This is a genomic window from Pseudomonas sp. NFACC24-1 (genome assembly GCF_900115235.1).
In the GTDB taxonomy this organism is placed as follows: Bacteria; Pseudomonadota; Gammaproteobacteria; order Pseudomonadales; family Pseudomonadaceae; genus Aquipseudomonas; species Aquipseudomonas fluorescens_AA.
The window spans coordinates 383,594-406,799 of record NZ_FOVS01000002.1 but is presented as its reverse complement, the minus strand read 5'-3'; the positions used below and the strand labels follow the sequence as shown (position 1 = coordinate 406,799).

The following is a 23,206-nucleotide window of genomic DNA, read 5'->3' as shown; positions in this document are numbered from 1 at the left end:
GCCTGATGAACATCATCAAGCCGTACCCGTCGCCGTTGATCACCGGACGTGGCATCGACCTGGATTTCCCGATGCTCGCCGGTTGCCTGGCCTTGCTGGGCCTGGGCCTGGTGATGATCACCTCCGCGTCGTCGGAAGTGGCCGCCGTGCAGTCGGGCAACACCCTTTATCACATGATCCGCCACCTGGTTTACCTGGTGATCGGCCTGGGCGCGTGCATCGTCACCATGATGGTGCCGATCGCTACCTGGCAACGCCTGGGCTGGTTGATGCTGCTCGGTGCCTTCGGCCTGTTGGTGATGGTGCTGGTGCCGGGGATCGGCCGCGAGGTCAACGGCTCGATGCGCTGGATCGGCTTCAGCTTCTTCAACGTGCAGCCCTCGGAGATCGCCAAGGTCTTCGTGGTGATTTTCCTGGCCGGTTATCTGGTGCGTCGCCAGAAAGAAGTGCGCGAGAGCTGGATGGGGTTCTTCAAGCCGTTCATCGTCTTGCTGCCCATGGCGGGCCTGCTGCTGATGGAGCCGGACTTCGGCGCCACGGTAGTGATGATGGGCGCCGCAGCGGCGATGCTGTTCCTCGGTGGGGTCGGGCTGTTTCGCTTCATCCTGATGGTGGCGTTGGCGGTGGCGGCCGTGACCGTGCTGGTCCAGGCGCAGCCGTACCGGATGGCGCGCTTGATCACCTTTACCGACCCGTGGGCCGACCAGTTCGGTTCCGGCTATCAATTGACCCAGGCCCTGATTGCCTTCGGTCGCGGCGAATGGCTGGGCGTCGGCCTGGGCAACAGCGTGCAGAAGCAGTTCTACCTGCCGGAAGCCCACACCGACTTCGTATTCTCGGTACTGGCCGAAGAGCTGGGCGTCGTCGGCTCCCTGTGCACCGTGGCCCTGTTCGTGTTCGTCTGCGTGCGTGGCATGTACATCGGCTTGTGGGCCGAGAAGGCCAAGCAGTTTTTCGCCGCTTACGTGGCGTATGGCTTGTCGTTCCTGTGGATCGGCCAGTTCCTGATCAACATCGGCGTGAACGTCGGCCTCTTGCCGACCAAAGGCCTGACGCTGCCGTTCCTCAGTTATGGCGGCAGTTCCCTGGTGATCTGCTGTGCCTGTCTCGGCCTGTTGCTGCGCATCGAATGGGAGAGTCGAACCCACCTGGGCAGCGAAGAGATGGAATTCCAGGAGAGCGACTTCGCCGAGGAGCCGACTCATGGGCGCTAACGTGCTGATCATGGCGGGCGGTACCGGCGGGCACGTGTTCCCGGCGCTGGCCTGTGCCCGGGAGTTCCAGGCGCGGGGCTACACCGTGCACTGGCTGGGTACGCCGCGGGGGATCGAGAACGAACTGGTGCCTGGCGCCGGCCTCGAACTGCATCGGATCGACGCCAGCGGCCTGCGGGGCAAGGGCAAGTTGTCGTTGCTCAAGGCGCCGCTGATGCTGCTCAAGTCGATCTGGCAGGCGCGAGCGATCATTCGTCGGTTGCGCCCGGTGTGCGTGGTCGGGTTCGGTGGTTATGTGACCGGCCCTGGTGGCGTAGCGGCAAAACTGGCCGGCGTGCCGGTGATCGTCCACGAGCAGAACGCCGTGGCCGGTACCGCCAATCGGTTACTGGTGCCGTTGGCCGCCCGGGTCTGTGAAGCTTTTCCCGACACCTTTACCCTGTCGGGCAGCCGCCGCACCACCGGTAATCCGGTGCGTACCGAGCTGTTCCTGGAAACACCGCGCCCGGCCCTGGCTGGACGCAAGGCGCGTTTGCTGATCCTGGGTGGAAGCCTGGGGGCGGAACCGTTGAACAAATTGCTGCCCGAAGCCTTGTCGCTGGTCGCTCCCGACCTGCGGCCGGAAGTGTTCCACCAGGCTGGCAAAAACCACGATGAAGTGACCGCCGAGCGCTACCGCGCCGCCGGCGTCGAGGCGCAAGTGCAGCCTTTCATCAAAGACATGGCCCAAGCCTATGGCTGGGCCGACCTGGTGGTCTGCCGCGCAGGCGCGCTGACCATCAGTGAACTGGCCGCCGCCGGTCTGCCCTCGATGCTGGTGCCTTTGCCCCACGCCATCGACGATCACCAGACCCGTAACGCCGATTATTTGGCCCGTGAAGGCGCTGCCTTCCTGATGCCGCAAAGAACGACTGGCGCCGCGGATCTTGCCGCCCGCCTGACAGAGGTTTTGATGCAGCCGCAACGACTTGAAGACATGGCCCGCGCCGCCCGCCGCCTGGCCAAACCCGATGCCACGGCCCAAGTGGTCGATACCTGCCTGGAGGTGGCCCATGGTTGAGAATCGCAAAGCCATGCCGCAACCGGAAATGCGCCGTATCCGCCGCATCCACTTCGTCGGTATCGGCGGCGTGGGCATGTGCGGGATCGCCGAGGTATTGCTGAACCTGGGTTACCAGGTCTCGGGTTCCGACCTGAAGGCTTCCCCGGTCACCGAGCGCCTGGAGTCCTTCGGTGCGCAGATCTTTATCGGTCACCGTGCCGAGAACGCCGCCGATGCTGACGTGCTGGTGGTATCCAGCGCCGTGAACACCTCCAACCCGGAAGTCGCCACCGCCCTGGAACGCCGCATTCCCGTGGTGCCACGGGCTGAGATGCTCGCCGAGCTGATGCGCTATCGCCATGGCATCGCCGTGGCCGGTACCCACGGCAAAACCACCACCACCAGCCTGATCGCCTCGGTGTTCGCGGCCGGTGGCCTGGACCCGACGTTCGTGATCGGTGGTCGTCTGAATGCTGCGGGCACCAATGCCCAGCTGGGCACCAGCCGCTACCTGATCGCCGAAGCCGACGAGAGCGATGCGAGCTTCCTGCATCTGCAACCGCTGGTGGCCGTGGTGACCAACATCGACGCCGACCACATGGCGACCTACGACGGTGACTTCAACAAACTGAAGAAAACCTTCGTCGAATTCCTCCACAACCTGCCGTTCTACGGTCTGGCCGTGGTGTGCCTGGACGACCCGGTGGTGCGTGAAATCCTGCCGCTGATCAAGCGTCCGACCGTGACCTACGGCTTTGGCGAAGACGCCGACGTGCGCGCCATCAACGTGCGTCAGCAAGGCATGCAGACGTTCTTCACCGTCTTGCGCCCTGATCGCGAGCCGTTGGACGTGTCGGTGAACATGCCCGGCAACCACAACGTGCTCAATTCCTTGGCCACCATCTGCATCGCCACCGACGAAGGCGTCAGCGATGAAGCCATCGTCCAGGGCCTGTCCGGGTTCCAGGGCGTGGGCCGACGCTTCCAGGTCTACGGCGAACTGCCGGTGGACGGCGGCAACGTGATGCTGGTGGACGACTATGGCCACCACCCGACCGAAGTCGCGGCGGTGATCAAGGCCGTGCGCGGTGGCTGGCCGGAGCGGCGCCTGGTGATGGTCTACCAGCCGCACCGCTATAGCCGCACCCGCGACCTGTATGACGATTTCGTCCAGGTGCTGGCCGACGCCAACGTGCTGCTGTTGATGGAAGTCTACCCGGCCGGTGAAGAACCGATCCCCGGGGCCGACAGCCGCCAGCTGTGCCACAGCATTCGTCAACGCGGCCAGTTGGACCCGATCTACATCGAACGTGGCGTAGACCTCGCGCCGCTGGTCAAGCCGTTGCTGCGCGCCGGCGACATCCTGCTGTGCCAAGGGGCCGGCGACATCGGTGGCCTGGCCCCGAAACTGTTGAAAAGTCCGTTATTCGCCGGAGCAATCGTGGCCTCCAGCGAGGGGAAATTGAAATGACTGCTGCCTACGCCAACCTGGTCTCGACCCTCGATCCGAAAGCCTTCGGCCGCGTGGCCGTGCTGTTCGGTGGCAAGAGCGCCGAGCGCGAGGTGTCCCTCAAGTCCGGCAACGCCGTGCTGCAAGCCTTGCAAAGCGCCGGCGTCGACGCCTTCGGCATCGACGTGGGCGACGATTTCCTGCAGCGCCTGCTGAGCGAAAAGATCGATCGCGCGTTCATCATTCTCCATGGTCGCGGCGGCGAAGACGGCAGCATGCAAGGCCTGCTCGAATGCCTGGGGATCCCCTATACCGGCAGCGGCATCCTGGCATCCGCCCTGGCGATGGACAAACTGCGCACCAAGCAGGTCTGGCACAGCCTCGGCATTCCGACGCCGCGTCACGCCGTGCTGGCGTGCGAGGCCGATTGTATTTCGGCGGCCACGGAACTGGGCTTCCCTTTGATCGTCAAACCGGCCCATGAAGGTTCAAGTATCGGCATGGCGAAAGTGAATTCGCTGCCTGAGTTGACCGCGGCATGGAAAGACGCCAGTTCCTACGATTCGCAAGTGCTGGTCGAACAATGGATCACCGGTCCCGAGTTCACCATCGCCACCCTGCGTGACCAGGTGTTGCCCCCGATTGCGCTGGGCACGCCCCACACGTTCTACGACTACGACGCCAAGTACATCGCCAACGATACCCAGTACCGCATTCCCTGCGGGCTGGACGCTGCCAAGGAAAAAGAACTGATGGACCTCACGGCCAAGGCCTGTGAGGCGCTGGGTATCGCCGGTTGGGGGCGGGCAGACGTGATGCAGGACGCCGATGGGCAGTTCTGGTTCCTGGAAGTCAACACCGCTCCAGGCATGACCGATCACAGCCTGGTACCGATGGCGGCCCGCGCCGCCGGTCTGGATTTCCAGCAACTGGTGCTGTCGATCCTGGCGGCCAGTGTCGGCCCTCAAGAGCCAAGAGGTTAAGCCATGCAAGGCGCATCGCTTCGTCATCAGCCATCCGCACCCGGTCGCAAGCCGGTGCCGCGGGGTGCCAGCCGAATGGTGGCCAAAGAGCCGATGTCGGCGCGCTTGCCGAAAGCCAATTTTGGTTTTCTCAAGAGCCTGTTCTGGCCGGTGCTGCTGGTGGCGTTGGGGTTCGGCACCTATGAAGGCGCGCAACGGTTGCTGCCTTATGCCGACCGGCCGATCGCCCGGATCAACGTCCAGGGCGACCTGAGCTACATCAGCCAGCAGGCAGTGCAGCAGCGGATCGCCCCGTTCGTCGCGTCGAGTTTCTTCACCATCGACCTGGCGGGCATGCGCACGGAACTGGAGCAGATGCCCTGGATCGCTCACGCCGAAGTCCGGCGGGTGTGGCCCGACCAGGTGTCGATTCGCCTGGAAGAGCAACTGCCGGTGGCCCGTTGGGGCGATGAGTCGTTGCTGAACAACCAGGGCCAGGCGTTTACGCCGCGGGAACTGGCCAACTATGAACATTTGCCACAACTGTTCGGTCCACAGCGGGCCCAGCAGCAAGTGATGCAGCAATACCAGGTGTTGAGCCAGATGTTGCGGCCGTTGGGCTTCTCCATCGCGCGCCTGGAGTTGCGTGAGCGCGGCAGTTGGTTCCTGACCACTGGCGCGGGCAGCTCGGGGCCGGGCATCGAGCTGTTGCTCGGGCGCGGCAACCTGGTGGAAAAGATGCGCCGCTTCATCGCCATCTATGACAAGACGCTCAAAGAACAGATTACGAACATTGCGCGCATCGATCTGCGCTACGCCAACGGCCTGGCCGTTGGCTGGCGGGAACCTGTAGCGCCGACGACGGCCGAACCCGCCGTCGCGAAGAATTAAGAAGAGGCAGGACCCATGGCAAACGTGCAAAGCGGGAAAATGATCGTCGGTCTCGATATCGGCACTTCCAAGGTGGTGGCGCTGGTAGGCGAAGTCGCGGACGACGGCACGCTGGTCATCGTCGGGATCGGTACACACCCGTCCCGCGGCTTGAAAAAAGGCGTGGTGGTGAACATCGAGTCCACCGTGCAATCGATCCAGCGCGCCATCGAAGAGGCGCAGTTGATGGCCGGTTGCCGGATCCACTCGGCGTTCGTCGGCGTGGCGGGCAATCACATCCGCAGCCTGAACTCCCATGGCATCGTGGCGATTCGTGATCGCGAAGTCAGCTCCGCGGACCTTGAGCGCGTACTCGACGCGGCCCAGGCCGTGGCGATCCCGGCCGACCAGCGTGTGCTGCACACCCTGCCGCAGGATTACGTGATCGATAACCAGGAAGGCGTGCGTGAGCCCCTGGGCATGTCCGGCGTGCGCCTGGAAGCCAAGGTCCACGTGGTGACCTGTGCGGTGAACGCCGCGCAGAACATCGAGAAATGCGTGCGTCGCTGCGGCCTGGAAATCGACGACATCATCCTCGAGCAACTGGCCTCGGCCTACTCGGTGCTGACCGACGACGAGAAAGAACTGGGCGTGTGCCTGGTGGACATCGGCGGCGGCACCACCGACATCGCGATCTTCACCGAAGGCGCGATCCGCCACACGGCCGTGATCCCGATTGCCGGCGACCAGGTGACCAACGACATCGCCATGGCGTTGCGCACCCCGACCCAGTACGCCGAGGAAATCAAGATCCGTTACGCCTGCGCCCTGGCGAAGCTGGCCGGTGCCGGTGAAACCATCAAGGTACCGAGCGTCGGCGACCGTCCACCGCGCGAATTGTCGCGCCAGGCCTTGGCCGAAGTGGTCGAGCCGCGCTACGACGAGCTGTTCACGCTGATCCAGGCCGAACTGCGTCGCAGCGGCTACGAAGACCTGATCCCGGCCGGCATCGTGCTGACCGGCGGTACGTCGAAGATGGAAGGTGCGGTGGAGCTGGCCGAAGAAATTTTCCACATGCCGGTGCGCCTGGGCGTGCCCCATGGCGTCAAGGGCCTGGATGACGTGGTCCGCAACCCGATCTATTCCACCGGCGTGGGCCTGTTGATGTACGGCCTGCAGAAACAGTCCGACGGGATCTCGTTTTCAGGCATTGGCAGCCGCGACAGCTACAGCAGCGACGAGCCGAAGGCACCGCTGTTCGAGCGGCTCCAGGCTTGGGTCAAAGGCAACTTCTAAACAGTTTCAAAGCTTCACGCGGCAGGTTTCAGGCTTGGCGCTGGAAGACGCAGCAAACGCAGTAGGCGAAAAAACTAGAGAATGAAAGGAGAGGGAAAATGTTCGAACTCGTAGACAACATCCCCGCTAGCCCGGTTATCAAAGTAATCGGTGTCGGCGGTGGCGGCGGCAACGCTGTCAACCACATGGTCAAGAGCAACATTGAAGGCGTTGAATTCATCTGCGCCAACACTGATGCCCAGGCGCTGAAATCCATCGGCGCGCGAACCATCCTGCAACTGGGCACTGGCGTGACCAAAGGCCTGGGTGCCGGCGCCAACCCTGAGGTCGGTCGTCAGGCCGCTCTCGAAGACCGTGAGCGCATCGCTGAAGTCCTGCAAGGCACCAACATGGTGTTCATCACCACCGGCATGGGCGGCGGCACCGGTACGGGTGCGGCGCCAATCATCGCCGAAGTGGCCAAGGAAATGGGGATCCTCACCGTTGCGGTGGTGACTCGTCCGTTCCCTTTCGAAGGCCGCAAGCGTATGCAGATCGCCGACGAAGGTATCCGTCTGCTGTCTGAAAGCGTCGACTCGTTGATCACCATTCCCAACGAGAAGCTGCTGACCATCCTGGGCAAGGACGCAAGCCTGCTGTCGGCTTTCGCCAAGGCTGACGACGTACTGGCCGGTGCCGTTCGCGGTATCTCCGACATCATCAAGCGTCCAGGCATGATCAACGTCGACTTTGCCGACGTACGGACTGTCATGAGCGAAATGGGCATGGCAATGATGGGCACTGGCTGCGCCAGCGGTCCGAACCGTGCTCGCGAGGCCACCGAAGCGGCCATCCGCAACCCGTTGCTCGAAGACGTGAACCTGCAAGGTGCACGCGGCATCCTGGTGAACATCACCGCCGGTCCTGACCTGTCCCTGGGTGAGTACTCCGACGTGGGTAGCATCATCGAAGCCTTCGCTTCCGAGCACGCGATGGTCAAGGTCGGTACCGTTATCGATCCGGACATGCGCGACGAGTTGCACGTGACCGTGGTTGCCACCGGTCTGGGCGCGAAAATCGAGAAGCCTGTGAAGGTCATCGACAACACCGTTCACACCTCCATGGCTTCGCAACCGCAACAACAAGTGGCTGCGCGTCAGGAAGCGCCTGCGGTGAACTACCGTGACCTGGACCGTCCGACCGTTATGCGCAACCAGGCCCAGGCCGGTACTGCGACTGCCGCGAAGATGAATCCGCAAGACGATTTGGATTACCTGGACATCCCGGCTTTCCTGCGTCGTCAGGCCGATTGATGAAATGTATCAGGGGGATACGGGTGATTGGTGTTCAGCAAAGGTCTGGTCTGCTATCATCGCCAGCCTTTGTTGATACCAGTTCGCAATTTGCGCTGAAGCGGCCCATGCCATGATTAAACAACGCACCCTGAAGAATATTATCCGTGCCACAGGTGTCGGCTTGCACTCCGGCGAGAAGGTCTACCTGACCCTCAAGCCCGCGCCTATCGATACCGGCATTGTGTTTTGTCGTGCCGACCTCGACCCTGTGGTGCAGATTCCTGCTCGCGCGGAAAACGTTGGTGAAACCACTATGTCGACCACACTGGTCAACGGTGACACCAAAGTGGATACGGTGGAGCATTTGCTCTCGGCCATGGCTGGCCTGGGCATCGATAACGCCTACGTCGAGCTCTCCGCGTCCGAAGTCCCGATCATGGATGGCAGTGCCGGACCCTTCGTATTCCTGATTCAATCGGCTGGCCTGGAAGAGCAGGACGCAGCCAAGAAGTTCATCCGCATCCTGCGGGAAGTGACAGTGGAAGACGGCGACAAGCGCGCCACTTTCGTCCCTTTCGAAGGTTTCAAGGTGAGCTTCGAGATCGATTTCGATCACCCGGTTTTCCGTGACCGCACCCAGAGTGCAAGCGTGGATTTTTCCAGCACTTCGTTCGTAAAAGAAGTCAGCCGCGCCCGTACCTTTGGTTTCATGAGTGATATCGAGTACCTGCGCAAGCACAACCTCGCACTCGGCGGCAGTGTTGAAAATGCGATCGTGGTCGATTCCGATGGTGTATTGAACGAAGACGGTCTTCGTTATGAAGACGAATTCGTCAAGCACAAGATCCTCGATGCAATCGGCGACCTCTACCTGCTGGGCAATAGCCTGATTGGTGAGTTCAAGGGCTTCAAGTCCGGCCACGCACTGAACAACCAGCTGCTGCGCAAGTTGATTGAGCAGAAAGATGCTTGGGAAGTCGTGACGTTCGAAGACGCCAGCACCGCACCAATCTCTTACATGCGCCCTGTCGCGGCGGTGTAAGCAAAAAACCTCTCTAGTTTTTTAAGGGCTGCCTTCGGGTGGCCTTTTTTTATGGCTGTTTCCTGAGGATCAGCTAAGCCCTGTGGCGAGGGGATAAATCCCCTCGCCACAGAGCGCGCTGTGTCCATAGCCTTTGGGTGTTGCGGTGTTACATCGCGCAGACCACACGATTGCGCCCGCTGGCCTTGGCCTGGTACAGCGCCTTGTCCGCGGCGAACAAGAGTTGTTTGAGTTCGTTGTACGGTCCTTGAGTCCAGGTGGCGATGCCGATACTGACCGTCATGGGCGCTTCCCCCTCGGACACCGGTGGCAGTTGTTCCACCGCGTCACGAATATTCTGGGCCATGGTGAAGGCGCCAGCGGTGGTGGTCTCCGGTAGCACCACCGAGAACTCCTCTCCGCCATAGCGCGCCGCCAGGTCGGCGGGGCGTCGGACATGCTGGCCGATCAATTGCGCCAAGGTGCGCAGGGCCTCGTCACCCTGTTGATGACCATGGCGATCGTTGAATGCCTTGAAATGATCGGCATCGATCATCAGCACAGACAACGGTTGGCCCGAACGTTGGGCGCGCAGCCATTCCTGTTGCAACGTCTCGTCCAGGGTTCGTCGGTTGGCCAGGCCCGTGAGGGCGTCGACGGACGCCAGTTGGGCCAGTTCCCGTTCGGCTCTGTAACGGCGGCGCAATTCGCGGCGCAGCAGCCAGGTGAGCCAGAGCAAACCGATGCACAGCGCGCCGGTGGCGCCGCTGACCAACAACGCCGTGCGTTGCCATGAGGCGAAGACCTCTTGGTAGGAGAGCGCTACCACGACAATCAATGGCAGGTCGCCCACCTGGGAAAAGGTATAGAGCCGCTGTGTCTGATCGACACTGGAGGTGCCGGTAAAACTGCCGTTACCTTCACGCAGGATGCGTACGAAGTTCGGTCGGTTGCTGAAGTCCTTGCCGATCATGTCGTCGGCCAGGGGCGGTTCCTGGGCCAACAGAATCCCATCGCGGCTGATCAGGTTGACCGTCCCGTGGCCGATGTTCAGGCTTTTGAACAACTGGCTGAAGTAGTTCAGGCGCATCGCGGCCTCGGCCACGCCCATGAACTCACCCCGCTCGTCGCTCAGTCGATAGCTGAAGCTGATGCGCCAATCTTGCGCGTGACTCCTGGAACGGAACGGGCGACTGATCATCATGCCCAGGCTCGGGTCCTGGACATGGGACTGGAAATATTCCCGGTCGGCGTAATTGCCTTTGCGCGGTTCGACCGAGGCGGAGTCGGCGATTACATCGCCATGCTTGTCGAGCAGCAGGATGTCGCCTTTGTAGGGGGCGGCGGTGGCGCGGTCGAACAGCGCCAAATGGCGAATCGTCGGCGAAACGTCTTTCAGGTCGTCGCGTTTGGCGGCGGCGACCAAACCTTGCAGCGACAGATCGTAGAGCTCCACGTTACGCAGCACATCGGCGTCAATCAATTGCACGATATTGGTCGCCGCACGTGTCGCCGCCTGTTGTGCGGCGGCATGTTCGCGGATCAACAGAAACGTCACGATGCTCAGGATCGCAATGACAACCAGTGAGCTGGCCAGTACGAATACCCGTTCCGAACGTCTCGAAAGCGGGGTGTTGCCGGGTGTCGCACTGCGCGCGCTCATGGTTCTGATGTCTGCATTGTCATGTGGCTGGGATCCGTCCCAAAGGATTGCAAACCGGCAATGAACCAGATGCTGGCCTTTTGCTGATTGTGCTTGGATCAATGAGAGCGGGCAATCAGTGTTTTGCGCAATTACCCGGTAATTAATGGAAGCTGGGGGCGCGTTCGGACGGTATTCCGATTTTGCTACAGTTGGCTTTCGCCCAGCATTCATTGGCCTGGAAAGATCTGATGATGCGTACAAGCCCAATGGGGGGAGAGGCGTCAGGCTGGCAAACGGATCCCGAACGTATTGGCACCCTGGTCGCTGTGCACAAACACATCGCCACCATGCATCAGTGCAATGGCCTTGACGATGGCCAGCCCCAGCCCATGGTTGGCGCCACTGTTGCTGCGCGATGCATCGACGCGATAGAACCGTTCGAACAGGCGTGGCAGATGCTCGCCGGCGATCGGTTCGCCGGGATTGGTGACGGCGAGGGTGATCTGGTCGCCAAGGGCTTCGATGTGCACGTCGATCACTTGCCCGGGCGCGGTGTGCTGCACGGCGTTGCTGAGCAGGTTGATCAGCGCCCGCCGCAGGTGAGCGATCTCGATGTTGGCCTGGGCGTCGCCGCTGACCCGGACCTGGACCTGGGCATCTTCCAGTATGAAGTCCAGGTAATCGAGGGTGGTCGCCACTTCGCCGGCCAGGGATGCGCTGGTCAACTTGGTGGCCTTGCTGCCCTGGTCGGCGCTGGCCAGGAACAGCATGTCGTTGATGATCGAGCGCAGCCGCTCCAACTCCTCGAGATTCGATTGCAACACTTCGAAGTAATGTTCGGCCGAGCGCCCACGGGTCAGCGCCACCTGGGTCTGGCCGATCAGGTTGGTCAGGGGCGAGCGTAATTCATGGGCGACGTCGGCGTTGAACGACTCCAGCCGCGAGTAAGCCTGTTCGACCCGGTCCAGGGTGGCGTTGAAGGAACTGACGAACTGGCTCAGCTCCGGCGGCAAGGGCGACAGTTGCAGGCGCCCGGACAGGCGGGGTGGGGCCAGGCGCCGGGCTTCTTCGGACAGCTTGATCAGCGGTTTGAGACCGATGCGCGCGACCCAGTAGCCCAGCAACGAGGCCAGGAGTACGCCGACAATCGCCAGGCTCACCAGCGCCACCAACAGGCGATGCTGGGTCTGGTAGAAGGTCTCGGTGTCGATGCCGATCATGAAGCGCAGCGGCGGGCGTTGGTCCTTGGCCGGGAATTGGCTCACCAGCACTTTCATCGGGTAGTGCCGATGGGGCAACGTCAGGTCGCGCTTACCCAGCGGGCCTTGGGCAAAGGTGCGGATCTGCGCATCGGGATCGCCGTATTCAAAGCGCGGATCATCGCTGACGATCCAGAAATGGATGCGTTTGTCTTCTTCGCCAAGCAATCGCAGCTTGTTGTTGATCTTCACCCAGTGTTCAGGCGTGCCGTAGCGGCCGACGGTGGACTCCAGGACACTGTAGCGGGCATCGAGCTCGGCTTCGGGCAACAGGCCCAGGCCCTTGTCGACCTGCTGGTACAAAGCGCCTCCGATCAACAGGAACACCAGCGCCGCCACCAGCGTGAACATGCCGCTCAGGCGCAGGGCGATGCTGTCAGGGACGCTCATCGCTGCGGCTCTCCAGCACATAACCCATGCCGCGAATGGTGTGCAGCAACTTCTGTTCGAATGGCCCGTCGAGCTTGGCCCGCAAGCGTTTGATCGCCACTTCCACGACGTTGGCGTCACTGTCGAAGTTGATGTCCCAGACCATTTCGGCAATGGCGGTTTTCGAGAGGATTTCGCCCTGGCGGCGAGCCAGGACGCTGAGCAGGGAGAACTCCTTGGCGGTCAGGTCCAGGCGCTGGCCCGCGCGGGTGGCCTTGCGGCTGATCAGGTCGATCCACAGGTCGGCGATGCTTACCTGCACCGGTTCATGGCCACCGCTGCGGCGGGTCAGGGCTTGCAGGCGCGCCACCAGTTCGAGGAAGGAGAAGGGCTTGCCCAGGTAGTCATCGGCCCCGTCGCGCAAGCCCTTGATACGGTCCTCGACCCGTTCCCGGGCGGTGAGCATGATCACCGGTGTCTGCTTGCGGGCGCGCAGGGCCCGCAGCACGCCGAAGCCGTCCAGGCCCGGCAACATCACGTCGAGCACGATCACCGCATAGTCGGTTTCCAGGGCCAGGTGCAGCCCTTCGATGCCGTCCGGCGCCACGTCCACGGTGTAGCCCTGTTCGGTCAGGCCGCGGTGCAGGTAGTCCGCGGTTTTTTCTTCGTCTTCGATGATCAGAACGCGCATGGCCCCGCCTCAGTGGTCTGTGCTCGCCAGCGCCGCCGTCGGCGCCGACCCTGACTGCTGGGCGGGCCGATGGAACACTCGCTCGAGCCACAAGTATATGACCGGTGTCGTGAACAGCGTCAGCGCCTGGCTCACCAACAGGCCGCCCACCACCGCGATGCCCAGGGGCTGGCGCAGTTCCGCGCCCGGGCCATAGCCGAGCATCAGCGGCAGGGCACCGAGCAGGGCCGCCAGGGTGGTCATCATGATCGGGCGGAAGCGTGTCAGGCACGCCTGGAATATCGCCTCTTGGGGCGCCAGCCCTTTGTTGCGCTGGGCGTCGAGGGCGAAGTCGATCATCAGGATGCCGTTCTTCTTGACGATCCCGATCAGCAGCACCAGCCCGATCAGCGCCATGATCGAAAAGTCCTGGCCCAGTAGCCAGAGCATGATCAGCGCGCCGAGGCCGGCCGAGGGCAGGGTGGAGATGATCGTCAACGGGTGCACGAAACTCTCGTAGAGCACGCCGAGGATGATGTACACGGCCACCAGTGCGGCGAGGATCAGCCACGGCTGGCTCGCCAGCGAGCTTTGGAAGGCCTGGGCCGCGCCCTGGAAACTACCGGTGATGGCGGCCGGCATGCCGATTTCGTTCTTCGCCTGGTCGAGCAGGCGCACCGCGTCTCCCAGGGCCACGCCGGGCGCCAGGTTGAACGACAGGTTGGCGGCCGGGAACATGCCGTCGTGGGCAATCGACAGCGGGCCGTTGCTCGGCGCATCGAAGCGGGCCAGGGCCGAGAGCGGCACCATTTCCCCACTCAGGGGCGAACGCAGGTAGAAATACGCCAGGCTTTCGGCCTTGCCCCGCTGTGCGGTATCGAGTTCCAGGATCACGTTGTACTGGTTGGTCTCGGTCTGGAACTCATTGATCTGCCGCTGGCCAAAGGCGTCGTACAGGGCCTGGTCGACATCGGTGGCGGTGAGGCCGAAGCGCGCCGCCGCGCTGCGGTCGATGTTGATGTGGGTGATGCTGCCGCCCAGTTGCAGGTCGTTGGAAATGTCACGGAACGCCGGGTTGCCGCGCAGCTTGTCGGTGAGTTTTTGCGTCCAGGCGTTGAGGCTCGGCCCGTCGTTGCTTTTGAGCACGTACTGATACTGGGCGCGGCTGGGACCGGAGCTGAGGTTGATGTCCTGTCCGGCCCTGAGGTATAGCACCACGCCGGGGATTTTCAGCAATTGCGGGCGGATCCGGTCGATGAAGCCGCTGGCCGACACGTCACGCTCGCCCCGGGGCTTTAGGGCGATCCAGAAACGGCCGTTGGCGATGGTCTGGTTGTTGCCAGAGACACCGACGGAGTGGGAGAAGGTCTGCACCGCCGGGTCGGCGGCGACGATATCGGCCAGGGCCTTGTGCTTGGCCACCATGTCCGGGAACGACACATCGGCGGCGGCTTCGCTGGTGCCCAGCACCAGGCCGGTGTCCTGCACCGGGAAGAAACCCTTGGGAATGAACACATAGCCCACCACCGCCAGTGCCAGGGTCAGGCCGAACACGCCGATCATCAGCTTCTGATGGGCCAGGGCCTTGCGCAGGCCCCGCTCATACCCGCCCAGCAGGCGTTCGCCGAACCCCGCCTTGCCATGGGCGTGATGCACCGGGGCGCGCATGAACAACGCGGCCAGGGTCGGCGCCAACGTGAGGGACACCACCACCGAGATCAGGATGGTCGAGGTGGCGGTCAGGGCGAACTCCTTGAACAGGCGCCCGACCACGCCGCCCATGAACAGCAGCGGAATGAACGCGGCGATCAGCGAGAAACTGATGGAGACCACGGTAAAGCCGATTTCGCCGGCCCCCTTGATCGCCGCCTCGCGCATGCCGTCGCCGGCCTCCAGGTGCCGGTGGATGTTCTCCACCACCACAATCGCATCGTCCACCACGAACCCTACCGAGATGACGATCGCCACCAGGGTCAGGTTGTTCAGGCTGAAACCCATCACGTACATCAGGGCGAAACTGGCGGTCAGCGACACCCCCAGCACCGCCGAGACGATCAGGGTCGCCGAGAGCTGGCGCAGGAACAACGCCATCACCGCCACCACCAGCAGCACCGCGATCAGCAAGGTGATTTCCACTTCGTGCAGCGAGGCGCGAATGGTCTGGGTGCGGTCGATCAGCACCTTGACCTGCACCGCGGCGGGCAACATGGCTTGCAGGGTGGGCAGGGCCGCCTGGATGCGGTCGACGGTCTCGACGATATTGGCCCCCGGTTGCCGGAAGATCACCAGGTTGACCCCGGGCTCGTTATCGGACCAGGCCTGGACGTAGGCGTTTTCCGAGCCGTTGACCACCTTGGCGATGTCCTTGAGGTGAACCGGTGCCCCGTCCCGGTAGGACACGATCAGCTCTCCGTACTCCGCAGGCTTGAACAACTGGTCGTTGGTGGACAGGGTGGAAATGCTCGAATCACCGTACAAGGCGCCCTTGGCCAGGTTGAGGCTGGCCTGTTGGAGCGCCAGGCGAATGTCCGCCAGGGTCAGGCCGATGGCGGCGAGTCGGTCGGCCGAGGCCTGGACCCGGATCGCCGGGCGCTGTTGGCCGGTGATGTAGATTTGTCCTACGCCATCGATCTGGCTGATCTGACGGGAGAGCAGGGTTTCGACGTAGTCGCTCAGTTCGGTACCGGGCATCAGCGTGGAACTGATGCTGAGGATCAGCACCGGGCTGTCGGCGGGGTTGACCTTGCGCCAGGTCGGTAGGTTCGGCATGTCGTTGGGCAGTTTGCCGGCGGCGGTGTTGATCGCCGCCTGCACTTCCTGGGCGGCGGTGTCGATGCTTTTGTCGAGGCTGAATTGCAGGATCAGGTTGGTCGAGCCCAGGGCACTGCTGGAGGTCATCTGGGTAATGCCGGGAATGGCACTGAATTGTACTTCCAGTGGCGTCGCCACCGACGACGCCATGGTTTCGGGGCTGGCCCCGGGTAACTGGGCGTTGACCTGGATGGTCGGGAATTCCGCCTCCGGCAACGGTGCGACGGGCAGGCGAGGAAACGCGATCACCCCCAGCAGCACCAGGGCGAACGTCAGCAGTACCGTGGCGATAGGGTGGTCGATGCACCACGCCGAAACCGAGCCGCGACCCTTCATGGTTGCGGCTCCGCGGTCCTGGCCAGGGCGGGCGGGTCGCTGAGCACCTGGATGTGGCTGCCCGGCTTGAGCCGCGACTGGCCGTCGCTCACCAGTTGGTCGCCGGCGTTCACCCCCTTGATGATGTGCAGGTCGCTGTCCTGGTAAACCATCTCCACCGGCACGCTCTCGACCTTGTCGCCCTTTATGCGGTACACGAAGTGTTGCTCCAGGCCGCGCTGGACCACGGTAGGCGGTACCACCAGGGCGTCCTTGTCGATGGCGGTCTGGATTTTCAGTGTCACCAGTTGCCCCGGCCACAGCCGTTGCGCGGCGTTGTTGAATTCAGCCTTGGCCCGCAGGGTTCCGGTGTTGGCGTTGATCTGGTTGTCGATGAGGCTCAGGCGCCCCTCGCCGAGCAGCTCCCCGGTAGCGCCATCGGCGCCGATATAGGCCTTGACCAAGGCTTGCTCGGGGGCGGCGATCAACCGTTGCAAGGTGGGCAGCATTTGCTGGGGCAGGGAGAACTCCACGGCGATGGGGTCGATCTGGGTCACCGTGAACAGGCCTTCGGCGTCGCTGGTACGCAGGAAGTTGCCTTCGTCCACGTTGCGAATGCCGACGCGACCGCTCACCGGGGAGCGGATCTGGGTATAGGACAGTTGCACCTGTGCCGAGTCGATGGCCGCCTGGTTGCCTTGTGCGGTCGCCTTGAGCTGGTTGACCAGCGCCTGTTGCTGGTCGTAGGTCTGCTTCGAGACGCCGTCATCGACGCTCAACAATTTGTAGCGCTTGAGATTGACCTGGGCCACCGCCAGTTGTGCCTGGCTTTCGCCGAGCTGGGCCCGGGCCTGGTCGAGGCTGGCGCGGATCGAGCGGTCGTCGATGGTCGCCAGCAGGTCACCCTTCTTCACCAGTTGCCCCTCCTTGACCAGCAGCCGGGTGAGGATGCCGTCGATCTGCGGGCGGATCACCACGCTGTGCAGCGACAGCACCGTGCCGATGCCGCTGGCAAAGCGCGGTACATCCTGTTGCATCACGCTGACGGCCCGTACCGGAACGGCGGCGGGAGCGCCGGGCCTGGCGGTCACGGGCTTGAGCACAAACCAGAGGGCGAGGGCCGCCAGGGCGATCAGCAGCACGACAATCAGGACAGTTTTCTTCTGGATGCGCATGGATAAGAAGGGCCGGTTCGAGACGCAAGAGTTGGAGCTTTCTTATATAGCGTTGCGAGCCGGTCAGGAAGGTGACGCCTAACTGACAGGCTTGTCAGTTTTGTCCCGGCTTGCTGTCGGATGAATGCATATGCCGGATGAAACTGCCAACGCGCGGTGATATCGGGCAGGTATACTGCCGCCTTTCGCGGCTCGCCCTTCGGGCCCGACTTGCATGCATGACCCGGAGCCTTACATGACTTCCCCGACACCTTCGCCCGCGGACGATCTCCCCGGCGGCGAACAGGCCGATTTGCCCGGCAGCGATGTTTCCAGCAGCGAGGACATCAAGGCGGCGATCCCGGCTTTCAAATTCCCCTTCAAACCCGGTGAACTGGCGGCGGCCAAGGGCGCCGGGCAACAGCCGTGGTACAAGAACGGCGCGAAGAATGGCCACACCAAGACCCCGGGCGCGGCGCCTCCCGGCACGCGGCGTTCCATGGGCAAGCGTTGAATTGCTCCTTCAAGCACGGGGACGACTTCAGCTCGTGACCCGTGCGCCTGCCAGGCTGCCACTCAATTCGTAAGCCGTCAGCTCAGCCTGGTGCGCCGCGAGAATTTCCGGCAACGAGCCGCGCAGGTACTCGACCCAGGTCTTGATCTTCGCATCCAGGTATTGGCGCGACGGGTAGATGGCGTAGAGGTTCAGTTCCTGGGAGCGGTAGTTGGGCATGACCCGCACCAGCGTGCCGTTGCGCAAGCCTTCGATGGCCGCATACACCGGCAATACCCCCACGCCCATGCCGCTGGTGATCGCGGTTTTCATCGCATCGGCGGAGTTCACCAGGAACGGTGAGCTGTTGATGGTGACCATCTCTTGGCCTTCCGGGCCGTCGAACACCCATTTTTCCAGCGGGATGACCGGGCTGACCAGGCGCAGGCAGGCGTGGTTGAGCAGGTCGCTGGGTTTTTGCGGGCAACCGCTGGCTTTCACGTAGGCGGGCGAGGCGCAGACAATGCTGTAGGTGATCCCCAGGCGCTGGGAGACGAAGCCCGAATCCGGCAGTTCGCTGGCGAGCACGATGGAGACGTCGTAGCCCTCGTCGAGGATGTCCGGCACCCGGTTGGCCAGGGTCAGGTCGAAGGTCACGTCCGGATGCGTCTTGCGGTAGCGGGCGATGGCGTCGATCACGAAATGCTGGCCGATACCGGTCATGGTGTGGACCTTCAACTGCCCGGCCGGTCGCGCATGGGCGTCGCTGGCCTCGGCTTCCGCTTCTTCGACGTAAGCCAGGATCTGCTCGCAACGCAGCAAGTAGCGTTTACCCGCCTCGGTCAGGGCAATGCGCCGCGTGGTGCGGTTGAGCAGGCGGGTTTGCAGATGGGCTTCGAGGTTGGAAACCGCACGCGAGACGTTGGCTGTGGTGGTATCCAGTTGCACGGCGGCGGCGGTGAAACTGCCGGCTTCGGCCACACAGCTGAACGCGCGCATGTTTTGCAAGGTGTCCATGGAGGGCTCTCTTGGGAGGTGGCAAATTGTGACATGAAGTTACAGAGATGCGGGACCCGACTAATGGATTATCGCGTTAACGGTAACAAAGATTCGCAGAAAGGTCGGCTTATCGCCGGAGAGGGCGATGCCTAGAATTGCCGGCACTGTGGCGCTGGTCTGGCCCTGCTGTCTGGTGCAGTACCTGTGGGAGCGGGCTTGCTCGCGAAAGCGGTGGGTCAGTTGGCGGTGATGTTGCCAGGGTAACCGCCTTCGCGGGCAAGCCCGCTCCCACAGGGTGCTCCTACAGGTTCTCGACTCTCTCTTAGGAATTTTGCGCAAGTGCCGCGTTGCATCAGCAGAGAGCTGAAGACTCTCAGTGTTTGGGTTTTAACGTTAACCATCAGCGGCTGCATCGGCACCGGGGGTATTGCGCCGCAAGGCCAGGTGTTGCCGGCCAATCAACTGGCGACCGATGCCGCCATCCGCGAGGCCGCCCGCGACGCCCACTGGCCCACCCGCCAGTGGTGGCAAGCCTATGGCGATCGGCAACTGGATCGCTGGATCGACCTGGCCGTACAGGGCAGCCCGAGCCTGGCCATGGCCGCGGCGCGAGTACGCCAGGCCAAGGCCATGGCCGGCATTGCCGAGGCCGCCGAGTCGTTGCAGATCAATGGCGAGTCGACCCTCAAGCGCCATAACTGGCCCTCCGATCAGTTCTACGGCCCGGGCGAGTTGGCCGACACCACGACCTGGGACAACAATGCTTCCCTGGGCTTGAGTTATGCCCTGGACCTGTGGGGCCGTGAGCGCAATGCCAGCGAACGGGCGGTTGACCTGGCCCACCTCAGCGTCGCCGAGGCACGGCAGGCGCAACTGGAATTGCAGAACAACATCGTGCGCGCCTACATCCAGTTTTCGTTGCACTACGCCCAGCGCGATATCGTTGCCGCGACCCTGGGCCAACAAGAGCAGATTCTCGACCTGGCGCAGAAGCGCCTGGACGGTGGTATCGGCACCCATTTCGAAGTCAGCCAGGCCCAGGCGCCACTGCCCGAGACCCATCGCCAACTCGACGCCCTGGACGAGGCCATCGCCTTGAGCCGCAATCAATTGGCGGCCTTGGCGGGCAAGGGGCCGGGAGCGGGGGCGCAGTTGCAACGTCCGACCCTGGCCCTCGGCGCGCCCTTGAAGCTGCCGTCGGCCATGCCCGCCGAACTGCTTGGCCAGCGTCCGGATGTGGTGGCCGGGCGTTGGCAAGTGGCGGCCCAGGCCCGGGGCATCGATGTGGCCCGGGCCGGCTTCTATCCCAACGTCGACCTGGTGGGGAGCCTCGGCTACATGGCCACAGGTGGCGGGGCGCTGGAGTTTTTGACCGGCAAGAAACTCACCTACAACGTCGGGCCGGCGATCACGTTGCCGATCTTCGACGGCGGGCGCCTGCGTTCGCAGTTGGGCGAGGCCGCCGCCGGGTATGACATCGCCGTGGCGCACTACAACCAGACACTGGCAAACGCGCTCAAGAGCATTTCCGATCAGTTGATCCGTCGCGAATCCATGGACAAGCAGCAGGTCTTCGCCGCCGAATCGGTGGCCGCGGCCCAACGTACCTACGACATCGCAAAGGTAGCGTTCCAACGTGGCCTGACGGACTACCTCAACGTCCTCAACGCCCAAAGCCTGCTGTTCAAGCAGCAACAGGTGCAACAGCGGGTGGAGGCGGCTCGCCTGACGGCCCATGCCGATCTGGTGACGGCGTTGGGCGGTGGGCTGGACTCTGTAGGAGCTGTCGAGTGCAACGAGGCTGCGATCTTCCCCCAGACACTTGAGTCTCAAGCGAAAGATCAAAAGATCAAAAGATCGCAGCCTTCGGCAGCTCCTACACCGCGCCTACACAGCTCCGACAAGGCACAACCCAAGCGGGAGCAAGCGCCCTCGCCACGATGCGTAAGCAGCATCCAATGATGTCCTTACTTGCCCCCGCACGCTGGCTGTATCGCCTCGAATGGCGCCGTGGTTTCTTCGACTGGGCCCGCAGCGACGGGGTGACCTGGGTCTATATCTTCAAGGTCCTGTTTGCCGCGTTCCTGACCTTGTGGCTGGCGATGCGCCTGGAACTGCCGCAACCACGTACGGCCATGATCACCGTATTCATCGTCATGCAGCCCCAGAGCGGCCAGGTGTTCGCCAAGAGCTTCTACCGTTTCCTTGGCACCTTGGCGGGTTCGGCGGTGATGGTGGCGCTGATCGCTCTGTTCGCCCAGAACACCGAGCTGTTCCTTGGCTGCCTGGCGATCTGGGTCGGCATCTGTTCGGCAGGGGCGGCGCGGTATCGTAACTTCCGCGCCTATGGTTTCGTGCTGGCTGGCTATACCGCGGCGATGATCGGCTTGCCAGCGTTGGCCCACCCCGAGGGGGCGTTCATGGCGGCGGTCTGGCGGGTGCTGGAGATTTCCCTGGGAATTCTCTGCTCGACCCTGGTCAGTGCCGCGATCCTGCCGCAAACCGCCAGCGCCGCCATGCGCAACGCTTTGTACCAGCGCTTTGGCGTGTTCGCCCTGTTTGTCACCGACGGCTTGCGCGGACGCAGCAAGCGGGAGGCCTTCGAGGCCGGTAACGTGCGCTTCATCGCCGAAGCCGTCGGCCTGGAGAGCCTGCGCAGCGTGACGGTGTTCGAAGACCCCCACATGCGTCGGCGCAATGGCCGGCTCAGTCGCTTGAACAGCGAATTCATGGGTGTCACCACCCGTTTCAATGCCTTGCACCAACTGCTCGAACGCTTGCGCAGCGGGGCGGCGGATCATGTGGTGAACGCCATCAAGCCTGGTTTGCAAAACCTTGCCGAGCTGCTGGACGGCTTCAGCGCACGGGCTTTGACCGACGCCGACGCAGCGCGGTTGGCGACGGCGCTGGCGGACTACAAGGCCGACCTGCCGGCCCAGGTACGGCGCTTGCGGGCAGCGTTCCAGGACACCGCGCCAAGCGATGGCGAGCAGTTGGACTTTCATACCGCTTACGAGCTGCTTTATCGCTTTGTCGACGACTTGCACGGCTACGCCCAGACCCACGCCTCCCTGGCCGAACATCGCCACGAACGCGAGCGCTGGGACGAACCGTTCGTGCCCCAGACCAACTGGCTGGCCGCCACGGCATCGGGGGTTCGCGCCGCCTTCATTCTGTTGGTGCTGGGCAGCTACTGGGTCGCCACGGCCTGGCCGAGCGGCGCGACCATGACGATGATCGCCGCCGCCACCGTAGGCTTGTCGGCCGCGACGCCGAACCCCAAGCGCATGGCTTTCCAGATGGCCTGCGGTACGTTGTTCGGGGCGCTGGTCGGCTTCGTCGAGATGTTTTTCATTTTCCCGCTGATCGATGGTTTTCCGTTGCTCTGCGTGATGCTCGCCCCCGTCATCATGTTCGGTTCGTTCCTCAGTTCCAGGCCGCAATACGCCGGGGTCGGGCTGGGGCTGCTGATCTTTTTCTGCACCGGCTCGGTGCCGGACAACCTGACGGTCTACAACCCCTACGCCTTCATCAACGACTACATTGCGATGATCCTTGGCATGTTGGTGTGCGCCGCTGCCGGGGCGATCATCCTGCCGCCCAACAGCCGCTGGTTGTGGCGCCGATTGGAGCAGGACCTGCGCGAGCAAGTGGTGTTCGCCATTAGCGGTCGTCTGAAGGGGCTGGCCTCGAGTTTTGAGAGCCGCACCCGCGACCTGCTGCACCAGGCCTACGGGCTGGCGGCGGGTCAACCCCAAGTGCAACGGGACTTGCTGCGCTGGATGTTCGTGGTGCTGGAAGTCGGTCACGCGATTATTGAGTTGCGCAAGGAGCAGGCCATCTTGCCGGTGCACCCGGCGTATGCCGACAGCCAGCCATGGCGCCAGGCGATTCGGGTGATGGGGCGGGCGCTGGTGCGGCTGTTCCGTCAGCCGGGCCAGAGCAATCTGGAGCGTGCGCTGGTGGCGGTGGATCATGCCATCGGCCGCTTGCAGGCCACCGACGAACCCTTCGCCCCGCATTTCGACACCTCGGCCCTGCGCCGGGTGAAGAGCTACCTGCATTTCATCCGCACTTCGCTGCTGGACCCGCAATCGCCATTGGCCGGCTATGCCATGGCGCATGCCACATCGCTTCCCCAGGAACCTGAACATGCCCCGTGAGATCGCCTTCCATGGCGTGTACATGCCCACCATGACCCTGATGTTTTTCATCGCCGCCGGCCTGGCCTGGGCCTTGGACCGCTTCCTGTCGGGGCTGGACCTGTACCGTTTCTTCTGGCACCCGGCGTTGTTGCGCCTGAGTCTGTTTACCTGTCTGTTCGGCGCGCTGGCGCTGACGGTCTATCGTTGAGATCGATGC

Annotated in this window: 18 protein-coding genes; 12 read left to right on the top strand and 6 right to left on the bottom strand. The window is 63.0% G+C overall.

Annotated features, from left to right (window positions below; all coding sequences use genetic code 11):
- Window positions 1-2: 2 nt before the first annotated feature.
- From ftsW to lpxC, 8 genes are all read left to right on the top strand, one after another.
- Window positions 3-1,214 carry a putative lipid II flippase FtsW gene (gene ftsW, locus BM317_RS04005; RefSeq protein ID WP_170842281.1) on the top strand — a complete coding sequence of 404 codons (1,212 nt, stop codon included), beginning with the start codon at window positions 3-5 and terminating at the stop codon, window positions 1,212-1,214.
- Window positions 1,204-2,274 carry an undecaprenyldiphospho-muramoylpentapeptide beta-N-acetylglucosaminyltransferase gene (gene murG, locus BM317_RS04000; RefSeq protein WP_092473154.1) on the top strand — a complete coding sequence of 357 codons (1,071 nt, stop codon included), beginning with the start codon at window positions 1,204-1,206 and terminating at the stop codon, window positions 2,272-2,274. Before ftsW ends, murG begins: the two co-directional genes overlap by 11 nt.
- Window positions 2,267-3,727 carry a UDP-N-acetylmuramate--L-alanine ligase gene (murC, locus tag BM317_RS03995; protein ID WP_060740758.1) on the top strand — a complete coding sequence of 487 codons (1,461 nt, stop codon included), beginning with the start codon at window positions 2,267-2,269 and terminating at the stop codon, window positions 3,725-3,727. Before murG ends, murC begins: the two co-directional genes overlap by 8 nt.
- On the top strand, window positions 3,724-4,689 hold the full coding sequence (locus BM317_RS03990; RefSeq protein ID WP_092473152.1) for a D-alanine--D-alanine ligase: 966 nt from the start codon (window positions 3,724-3,726) through the stop codon (window positions 4,687-4,689). The genes murC and BM317_RS03990 overlap by 4 nt, the downstream gene beginning before the upstream one ends.
- Before the next feature lie 3 nt (window positions 4,690-4,692).
- Window positions 4,693-5,559: a cell division protein FtsQ/DivIB gene (locus tag BM317_RS03985; protein ID WP_042729561.1), complete on the top strand. Its 867-nt coding sequence runs from the start codon at window positions 4,693-4,695 to the stop codon at window positions 5,557-5,559.
- Between the two features lie 15 nt (window positions 5,560-5,574).
- Window positions 5,575-6,834 (top strand): cell division protein FtsA, encoded by a 1,260-nt coding sequence (gene ftsA / locus BM317_RS03980; protein ID WP_003205342.1) that lies wholly within the window; start codon window positions 5,575-5,577, stop codon window positions 6,832-6,834.
- Between the two features lie 98 nt (window positions 6,835-6,932).
- Window positions 6,933-8,126: a cell division protein FtsZ gene (ftsZ, locus tag BM317_RS03975; protein WP_072348503.1), complete on the top strand. Its 1,194-nt coding sequence runs from the start codon at window positions 6,933-6,935 to the stop codon at window positions 8,124-8,126.
- A 112-nt stretch (window positions 8,127-8,238) separates the two neighbouring features.
- On the top strand, window positions 8,239-9,150 hold the full coding sequence (lpxC, locus tag BM317_RS03970; protein WP_003178240.1) for a UDP-3-O-acyl-N-acetylglucosamine deacetylase: 912 nt from the start codon (window positions 8,239-8,241) through the stop codon (window positions 9,148-9,150).
- Between the two features lie 148 nt (window positions 9,151-9,298).
- On the opposite strand, the gene BM317_RS03965 is transcribed toward lpxC, so the two are convergent.
- The 5 genes from BM317_RS03965 to BM317_RS03945 form a co-directional block, all read right to left on the bottom strand.
- Window positions 9,299-10,792 (bottom strand): sensor domain-containing diguanylate cyclase, encoded by a 1,494-nt coding sequence (locus BM317_RS03965; protein ID WP_092166210.1) that lies wholly within the window; start codon window positions 10,790-10,792, stop codon window positions 9,299-9,301.
- A gap of 263 nt (window positions 10,793-11,055) precedes the next feature.
- A complete protein-coding gene (locus BM317_RS03960; RefSeq protein ID WP_092166211.1) occupies window positions 11,056-12,423 on the bottom strand; it encodes a heavy metal sensor histidine kinase in 1,368 nt (455 codons plus the stop codon).
- Window positions 12,410-13,093, bottom strand: a complete 684-nt coding sequence (locus BM317_RS03955) for a heavy metal response regulator transcription factor (RefSeq protein ID WP_060740762.1) — start codon at window positions 13,091-13,093, stop codon at window positions 12,410-12,412. The genes BM317_RS03960 and BM317_RS03955 overlap by 14 nt, the downstream gene beginning before the upstream one ends.
- 9 nt (window positions 13,094-13,102) lie before the next feature.
- The gene (locus tag BM317_RS03950) at window positions 13,103-16,219 is read right to left on the bottom strand and encodes a multidrug efflux RND transporter permease subunit (protein ID WP_092473150.1); all 3,117 of its coding nucleotides are present in this window, start codon (window positions 16,217-16,219) and stop codon (window positions 13,103-13,105) included.
- Entirely contained in the window at window positions 16,216-17,373 is a 1,158-nt protein-coding gene (locus BM317_RS03945) for an efflux RND transporter periplasmic adaptor subunit (RefSeq protein ID WP_092166213.1), read from the bottom strand. Before BM317_RS03945 ends, BM317_RS03950 begins: the two co-directional genes overlap by 4 nt.
- A 235-nt stretch (window positions 17,374-17,608) precedes the next feature.
- Between BM317_RS03945 and BM317_RS03940 the strand changes: the two genes are divergently transcribed.
- Window positions 17,609-17,866: a hypothetical protein gene (locus BM317_RS03940; RefSeq protein WP_092473148.1), complete on the top strand. Its 258-nt coding sequence runs from the start codon at window positions 17,609-17,611 to the stop codon at window positions 17,864-17,866.
- A 27-nt stretch (window positions 17,867-17,893) separates the two neighbouring features.
- On the opposite strand, the gene BM317_RS03935 is transcribed toward BM317_RS03940, so the two are convergent.
- Entirely contained in the window at window positions 17,894-18,862 is a 969-nt protein-coding gene (locus BM317_RS03935; protein ID WP_060740766.1) for a LysR family transcriptional regulator, read from the bottom strand.
- 321 nt (window positions 18,863-19,183) lie between these two features.
- On the opposite strand from BM317_RS03935, the gene BM317_RS03930 reads away from it, so the two are divergent.
- The 3 genes from BM317_RS03930 to BM317_RS03920 are packed head-to-tail and all read left to right on the top strand — an operon-like array spanning window position 19,184 to window position 23,197.
- Entirely contained in the window at window positions 19,184-20,806 is a 1,623-nt protein-coding gene (locus BM317_RS03930) for an efflux transporter outer membrane subunit (protein ID WP_256574026.1), read from the top strand.
- Window positions 20,803-23,007 (top strand): FUSC family protein, encoded by a 2,205-nt coding sequence (locus BM317_RS03925; RefSeq protein WP_092473146.1) that lies wholly within the window; start codon window positions 20,803-20,805, stop codon window positions 23,005-23,007. Before BM317_RS03930 ends, BM317_RS03925 begins: the two co-directional genes overlap by 4 nt.
- On the top strand, window positions 22,997-23,197 hold the full coding sequence (locus BM317_RS03920) for a DUF1656 domain-containing protein (RefSeq protein ID WP_003205331.1): 201 nt from the start codon (window positions 22,997-22,999) through the stop codon (window positions 23,195-23,197). The genes BM317_RS03925 and BM317_RS03920 overlap by 11 nt, the downstream gene beginning before the upstream one ends.
- Window positions 23,198-23,206: the final 9 nt, after the last annotated feature.

Coding starts and splice junctions, on each gene's coding strand:
- murC (WP_060740758.1), top strand. CDS start 2,267: ATGGTTGAGAATCGCAAAGCCATGCCGCAACCGGAAATGCGCCGTATC.
- BM317_RS03960 (WP_092166211.1), bottom strand. CDS start 12,423: ATGAGCGTCCCTGACAGCATCGCCCTGCGCCTGAGCGGCATGTTCACG.
- BM317_RS03925 (WP_092473146.1), top strand. CDS start 20,803: ATGATGTCCTTACTTGCCCCCGCACGCTGGCTGTATCGCCTCGAATGG.
- BM317_RS03945 (WP_092166213.1), bottom strand. CDS start 17,373: ATGCGCATCCAGAAGAAAACTGTCCTGATTGTCGTGCTGCTGATCGCC.
- BM317_RS03920 (WP_003205331.1), top strand. CDS start 22,997: ATGCCCCGTGAGATCGCCTTCCATGGCGTGTACATGCCCACCATGACC.
- BM317_RS03955 (WP_060740762.1), bottom strand. CDS start 13,093: ATGCGCGTTCTGATCATCGAAGACGAAGAAAAAACCGCGGACTACCTG.
- BM317_RS03935 (WP_060740766.1), bottom strand. CDS start 18,862: ATGGACACCTTGCAAAACATGCGCGCGTTCAGCTGTGTGGCCGAAGCC.
- ftsA (WP_003205342.1), top strand. CDS start 5,575: ATGGCAAACGTGCAAAGCGGGAAAATGATCGTCGGTCTCGATATCGGC.
- murG (WP_092473154.1), top strand. CDS start 1,204: ATGGGCGCTAACGTGCTGATCATGGCGGGCGGTACCGGCGGGCACGTG.
- BM317_RS03990 (WP_092473152.1), top strand. CDS start 3,724: ATGACTGCTGCCTACGCCAACCTGGTCTCGACCCTCGATCCGAAAGCC.
- BM317_RS03940 (WP_092473148.1), top strand. CDS start 17,609: ATGACTTCCCCGACACCTTCGCCCGCGGACGATCTCCCCGGCGGCGAA.
- BM317_RS03985 (WP_042729561.1), top strand. CDS start 4,693: ATGCAAGGCGCATCGCTTCGTCATCAGCCATCCGCACCCGGTCGCAAG.
- ftsZ (WP_072348503.1), top strand. CDS start 6,933: ATGTTCGAACTCGTAGACAACATCCCCGCTAGCCCGGTTATCAAAGTA.
- BM317_RS03950 (WP_092473150.1), bottom strand. CDS start 16,219: ATGAAGGGTCGCGGCTCGGTTTCGGCGTGGTGCATCGACCACCCTATC.
- BM317_RS03965 (WP_092166210.1), bottom strand. CDS start 10,792: ATGAGCGCGCGCAGTGCGACACCCGGCAACACCCCGCTTTCGAGACGT.
- lpxC (WP_003178240.1), top strand. CDS start 8,239: ATGATTAAACAACGCACCCTGAAGAATATTATCCGTGCCACAGGTGTC.